The following is a 5,765-nucleotide window of genomic DNA, read 5'->3' on the forward strand; positions in this document are numbered from 1 at the left end:
CGGCAAGATCGCCCCTGGTGTCTCGCTGGAGGTCAAGGCCGTGGCGCGCATCACCACCACCAGCCGCAAGCGCATGGTGGGCGGCTTCTACACCTACGACAACAAAACTGAGGTCAAAGACCTCGGCAGCGTCTGCAGCGGCAAGAGCGATTCGCGCGGATTGCTGCTGTGCGAGACCAAGCTCGGCGAGCCCGGTGAGGTCGAACTCATCGTGACGGCCAAGGACAAGGACGGCAACACCATCCAGGCCGCCAGCAACGTATACGTCACCCGCCAGGGCGARCTCTGGTTTGGCGGCGAAGACCACGACCGCATGGACGTGCTGCCCGAGAAGAAAAGCTACCAGCCCGGCGAGACCGCCAAGTTCCAGGTGCGCATGCCCTTCCGGTTTGCCACGGCACTGGTCGCCGTTGAGCGTGAAGGCATCGTCGAAACCCAGGTGGTACAGCTCAACGGCCAGGACCCGACGGTGAACCTGCAGATCAAGGAAGGCTGGGGGCCCAATGTGTACGTGAGCGTGCTGGCCCTGCGCGGCCGGCTGCGCGAAGTGCCCTGGTACAGCTTCTTCACCTGGGGCTACAAGGCACCACGTGAATGGTGGACATCCTTCTGGTATGAAGGCCGCGAATACGTTGCACCCACCGCGCTGGTCGACCTGAGCAAACCGGCCTTCCGCCTGGGCGTGGCTGAAATACGTGTGGGCACCAAGGCGCACCAGCTCGACGTCAGCGTGAAGACCGACAAGGAAAGCTACGCCGTGCGCAGCCAGGCCAAGGTCACCATTACCGCGAAGCTGCCCAATGGACAGCCGGCCGCCAATGCCGAAGTGGCGCTGGCCGCGGTAGACCAGGCCCTGCTGGAGCTGATGCCCAACACCTCCTGGAACCTGCTGGATGCGATGTTGCAGCGCCGCGCCTGGGGCGTGGAAACCTCGACCGCGCAAATGGAAATCATCGGACGCAGGCATTTCGGCCGCAAGGCTGTAGCAGCCGGCGGTGGCGGCGGGCGCAGCAACACACGCGAACTGCTTGATACCCTGCTGTTGTGGAACCCGAAGGTGCAACTGGACGCCAACGGCCAGGCCGTGGTGATGGTGCCGCTCAACGACGCACTGACCACCTTCAAGATTGTGGCAGTGGCTGACGCAGGCACCGGCCTCTTCGGCACGGGCCAGACCAGCATCAAGGCCACACAGGACCTGCAAATCATCAGCGGCCTGCCGCCACTGGTGCGGGAAGACGACCAGTTCCGCGCGCAACTGACGCTGCGCAACACCACCAAGGTGGCCATGAAGGTGGAAGTGAGCCCGCGCGCCACGATGCTGGACCTGAAACCGCAAATGGTAGACATCCCCGCGGGCGAAGCGCGTGAGGTGGCCTGGATGGTCACCGCGCCGGCGCAGCTCGCGTTCACACGCGCCGAAGCCATCCTGTGGGAGATCGAGGCCAAAGACACGATTTCCGGCGCACGCGACGGCCTCAAGGCGCGTCAGCGCATCATCCCGGCCGTGCCACTGACCGTGCAGCAAGCCACGCTGGTGCAGGTCGACGGCAGCTTCACGCTGGACGTGAACCCGCCGGCTGACGCCCTGCCCGGCCGCGGCGGCCTGAAGATGTCGCTGCAGCCGAAACTGGCCGAAGGCATGGACGGCGTGCGCGACTATTTCGCGATGTACCCGTTCATCTGCCTGGAGCAAAAAACCAGCAAGTCGGTGGGACTGCGCGACAGCAAGCTCTGGCAGACCGTGCTGGCACAACTGCCCAGCTACCTGGACAGTGATGGCCTGGCCAACTACTTCCCGCCGCGCGACGGCGAAGCGAATCGCGGCAGCGATGCACTGACGGCCTACCTGCTGGCCGCCACGCACGAAGCCTCGGGCATCAACCCGGCGTTTGCCCTGCCCGACGATGCGCGCGCCCCGATGGAACGCGGCCTGATCGCGTTTGTGGAAGGCCGTATCCAGCGCGAGTTCTGGAGCCCACGCAAAGACCTCGACGTGCGCAAGCTGGCCGCGCTGGAAGCGCTCTCGCGCTACGGCAAGGCGCAGGGCCGCATGCTGGGCAGCATCACGATTGCGCCCAACCAGTGGCCCACACACGCGGTGATCGACTGGCTCAATATCCTGAAACGCGTGGCCGATGTGCCGCAGCGTGAGCAGCGCATCGCCGAAGCCAACCAGGTGCTGCGTTCGCGCCTGTCCTTCCAGGGCACCAAGCTGATCTTCAGCACCGAGAAGGACGACTACTGGTGGTGGCTGATGACCAACGGTGATGTGAACACCGCGCGCCTGATGCTGGCGGTGATGGACGACCCGGCCTGGAAAGACGACATGGGGCGCCTGGCCAATGGCTTTATCGCGCGCCAGCAAAAAGGTGCGTGGCACACCACCACGGCCAACCTGTGGGGTGGCCTGGCCCTCGACAAGTTCTCGGCCAGGTTTGAAGCCACGCCGGTAGCGGGTGTGACCAAGGCCACGCTGGCAGCGGCAGCCGCCAGCGTGGCGAGCGTGGACTGGGCCAAGGTTGACCGTGTCAAGACCACCGACGCAGCCGGCGCACCCAACCAGACCACCTTCTTCGGCGCACCCGCCTCACCCGGCAACCTGCGCAACAACAGCATGTTCCTGCCCTGGGGCAGCGCAGCGAAGGACACGCTGACCGTGACGCATCAGGGAGCAGGCAAACCGTGGCTCACGCTGCAATCCATCACAGCCATCCAGCTGAAGGCGCCTTTCAATGCCGGTTACCAGATCAAGAAAATGATCACCCCGGTGGAGCAGGCCGTCAAAGGTATCTACACGCGCGGCGACGTGATTCGCATCACGCTGGAAGTCAACGCCAGCGCCGACATGACCTGGGTCGTCATCAGCGACCCGGTGCCGGGCGGCGCAACGATCCTGGGTGGCGGTCTGGGCCGTGACTCCGAAATCGCCACCAGCGGCGAAAAGAAAACCGGTGCGGGCTGGCCTGCGTTTGAAGAGCGCAGCTTCGAAGCCTTCCGCAGCTATTACGAATACCTGCCCAAGGGCGTGGTGAAGATGGAATACACCGTGCGCCTGAACAACGTCGGCGACTTCGCGCTGCCGCCTAGCCGGGTCGAGGCCATGTATGCGCCCGAGATGTTTGGCGAGTCGCCGAATGCACGGGTGAAGGTGGAAGCGGCGAAATGATCCAGCGGCGTTCCCTGGCCGTCGCACTGGCTGCGGGCATTGCCCTGCCGCGCGGGGCGGCCGCGGCCGCCGCCGACTGGCAGCAACGCTCCGGCTACCCGGCCGGCTGGGGCGGCAACCGCAGTTGGACCGACAAGGACTACCGCATTGGCAATTATTCCGGCGGCTACGAAACCATGTTCCGGGCGCGACCCATCGCCGCGCCCGCGCAGGCTTCCACGCTGAAGGCGGCATCGGCCGAAAGCCTCCAGGCCTTCGCGCCGGTCGCGCAATCGGCGGCGGACTATCTCAAGGCCTGGCCGGTGACCGGCCTGCTCATCGCGCGCAAGGGCACGGTGCTGCTGGAGTCCTACCAGTTCGAGCGCAAGCCCGAGATGCGCATGACGAGCTGGTCCATGGCCAAGAGCGTGACCTCGCTGCTGCTGGGCATCTGCCTGGACCGCGGCCTGGTCCGTTCCATGGACGACACGCCGCAGATGTACGTTGACGAACTGAAGGGAACGCTGCACGGCGGGATTGCCTTGCGTCACCTGGCCAATATGTCCAGCGGCGCGGCCATCCTGCATGACCGCGACAACCCCACCATTTACCCGCGTGCTTTCACTGGCGGAAATACTGACCTGGAAGCCGTGGTGCGCGGCTGGAACGCCGTGCAGGAGCCGCCGGGCACGCGCTACAACTACAACGAACTGTGCCCACTGACCATCGGCATGGTCATCCGCCAGGTCACCGGAAAACCGCTGGCGGCCTTTTGCGAAGAAGCCCTGTGGCAACCGCTGGGCGCCGAGGGCGACGCCAGCTGGCTGTGCGACAGCAAGGGCAAGGAGTTCAATTGCATAGGCTTTGGCGCGCGGCTGCGCGACTGGGCGCGCCTGGCGCAGCTGATCGCGCAGGACGGCGTCATGGAAGGCCGCCAGGTCGTTAGCAAAAAATGGATAGACGAATGCTCCTCATGGTCGGCCGCCGATGCGCAAGTCCGGCACGGCACGGCCATGCGCGGCTTCGGCTACAAGAATTTCTTCTGGCATCCCAGGGCCGACGGCAGCTGGATGATGATGAATGGCCACCACGGACAGCGCGTGCTGGTAGACCGTGTTACGCAAACTGTGCTGGTGCAGACCGCGGTGGAGGCCGAGGGGCCTTGGCAGGCGCAGCTGTTCCAGCTCTTCAACGCGGCGACGAAGATTGGGTTGCCGGCATGAAAAAGACTGGAGGCGTCAAAGTGAAACTTGCCCTTTATGCATTCATGCTCCTGGGCGCCAACCTGGTCCTTGCACAGTTCAGCACGCCTGCCGAGGGTGAATACGTGATCAGTGACGGTGCGTCGGGCACGCTGCGGGTTCAGCCACGCGGAAAGTTCGCGATAGAGACCACGGGAGCCAACGCACACGTATGCGACCTGGACGGCGTGATCGTCGATGGCAAGTCGAAGATCGGGAAATCCRCATGCCAGGTGAGCTTCAAGACCGAGGGCCAGGATGTCAAGGTCTCAACCAACGGCGCCGACGCATGCCGCGATTTCTGCGGTATGCGGGCATGGTTTGAGGGGACGTACCGCAAGCCTGAGCCTCTTTGCGTGCGCAAGAGCATTAATGAGTCGAAGAAGAATTTCAAGAAGAGTTATGTGGCGAAAGACTACGCTGCCGCCTTGGCTGTGATCCAGCCTGTTGCAATGCAGTGCAAGTCATTCCTCCATTGGATTGAATCGGCCTGGATATTGAACGACCTTGCTCTCACACAATTCAAGCTGGGTGACCGCGCGGCCTGCATCAAGACTTTGCAAGGCCTCGCGCCTGATGCCGCAAAGTCTGACGATGAAATCAAGGGGAGCTACCCTCCTAGCGATTCAGAGGCCTATCTGCCGGTGGTGCAAGCCACCCGGACCAACCTGAGACTTTGCACAAAGAAATGAATCGCGAGCCGAAACGCATTTTCACAAGCTTGACGCTGGCCCTTGCTCTGGCGGGCGGGGCGATATCGCCTGCCCATGCCGTCGCCACCTTCGACGAAGTCAAACGCGACTTCCGCCCCTCCGACACGCTCATCCTCGACCGCAGTGGTGAAGTCATCCAGCGCCTGCGCATCGACAGCGCTGTGCGGCGCGGCCAGTGGGTGGCGCTGCCCGATGTCTCGCCTGCCTTGCGCACGGCACTGATTCTGAGTGAAGACAAGCGCTTTTATGAGCACAGCGGTGTGGACTGGCGCGCTGTCTCTGCAGCGGCCTGGGGCAATCTGTGGAACACCAAAACCCGCGGCGCTTCCACCCTCAGCATGCAGCTGGCCGGACTGCTCGACGAGGACTGGCGCGCCGGTGCGGGTGGCCGCAGCATGGCGCAAAAGGTGGGGCAGACCGTGTCGGCCCAGGTGCTGGAGGCACGCTGGCGCAAGGACCAGATCCTGGAGGCATACCTGAATCTTGTGCCGTTTCGCGGCGAACTTGTCGGCATCGACGCGCTGAGCCGCACACTGTTTGGCAAGGCTGCGCATGGGCTGGATGAGCGCGAGGCCGCGATCGCCGCCGCGCTGGTGCGTGCGCCCAACGCCAAGGCCGCGCAGGTGTCACAGCGAGCTTGCGGCGTGCTGAAAACCATGCAAG

At 64.0% G+C, this 5,765-nt stretch carries 4 protein-coding genes; all 4 read left to right on the forward strand.

The annotated features are described in order from the left end of the window. The coding region (locus AC1D1P_RS12635; protein WP_477673219.1) for an alpha-2-macroglobulin family protein at positions 1–3,169 on the forward strand (3,169 nt) is incomplete at its 5' end. Then, positions 3,166–4,371 carry a serine hydrolase domain-containing protein gene (locus tag AC1D1P_RS12640; protein WP_477673220.1) on the forward strand — a complete coding sequence of 402 codons (1,206 nt, stop codon included), beginning with the start codon at positions 3,166–3,168 and terminating at the stop codon, positions 4,369–4,371. The genes AC1D1P_RS12635 and AC1D1P_RS12640, both read left to right, overlap by 4 nt. Continuing rightward, the gene (locus AC1D1P_RS12645) at positions 4,311–5,081 is read left to right on the forward strand and encodes a hypothetical protein (RefSeq protein WP_477673221.1); all 771 of its coding nucleotides are present in this window, start codon (positions 4,311–4,313) and stop codon (positions 5,079–5,081) included. Before AC1D1P_RS12640 ends, AC1D1P_RS12645 begins: the two co-directional genes overlap by 61 nt. Further along, positions 5,078–5,765 (forward strand): biosynthetic peptidoglycan transglycosylase (locus AC1D1P_RS12650; protein ID WP_477673222.1); only part of this gene is annotated, 688 nt, incomplete at its 3' end. The genes AC1D1P_RS12645 and AC1D1P_RS12650, both read left to right, overlap by 4 nt.

The sequence above is a fragment of the Polaromonas sp. P1_E1_2 genome (assembly GCF_056406035.1).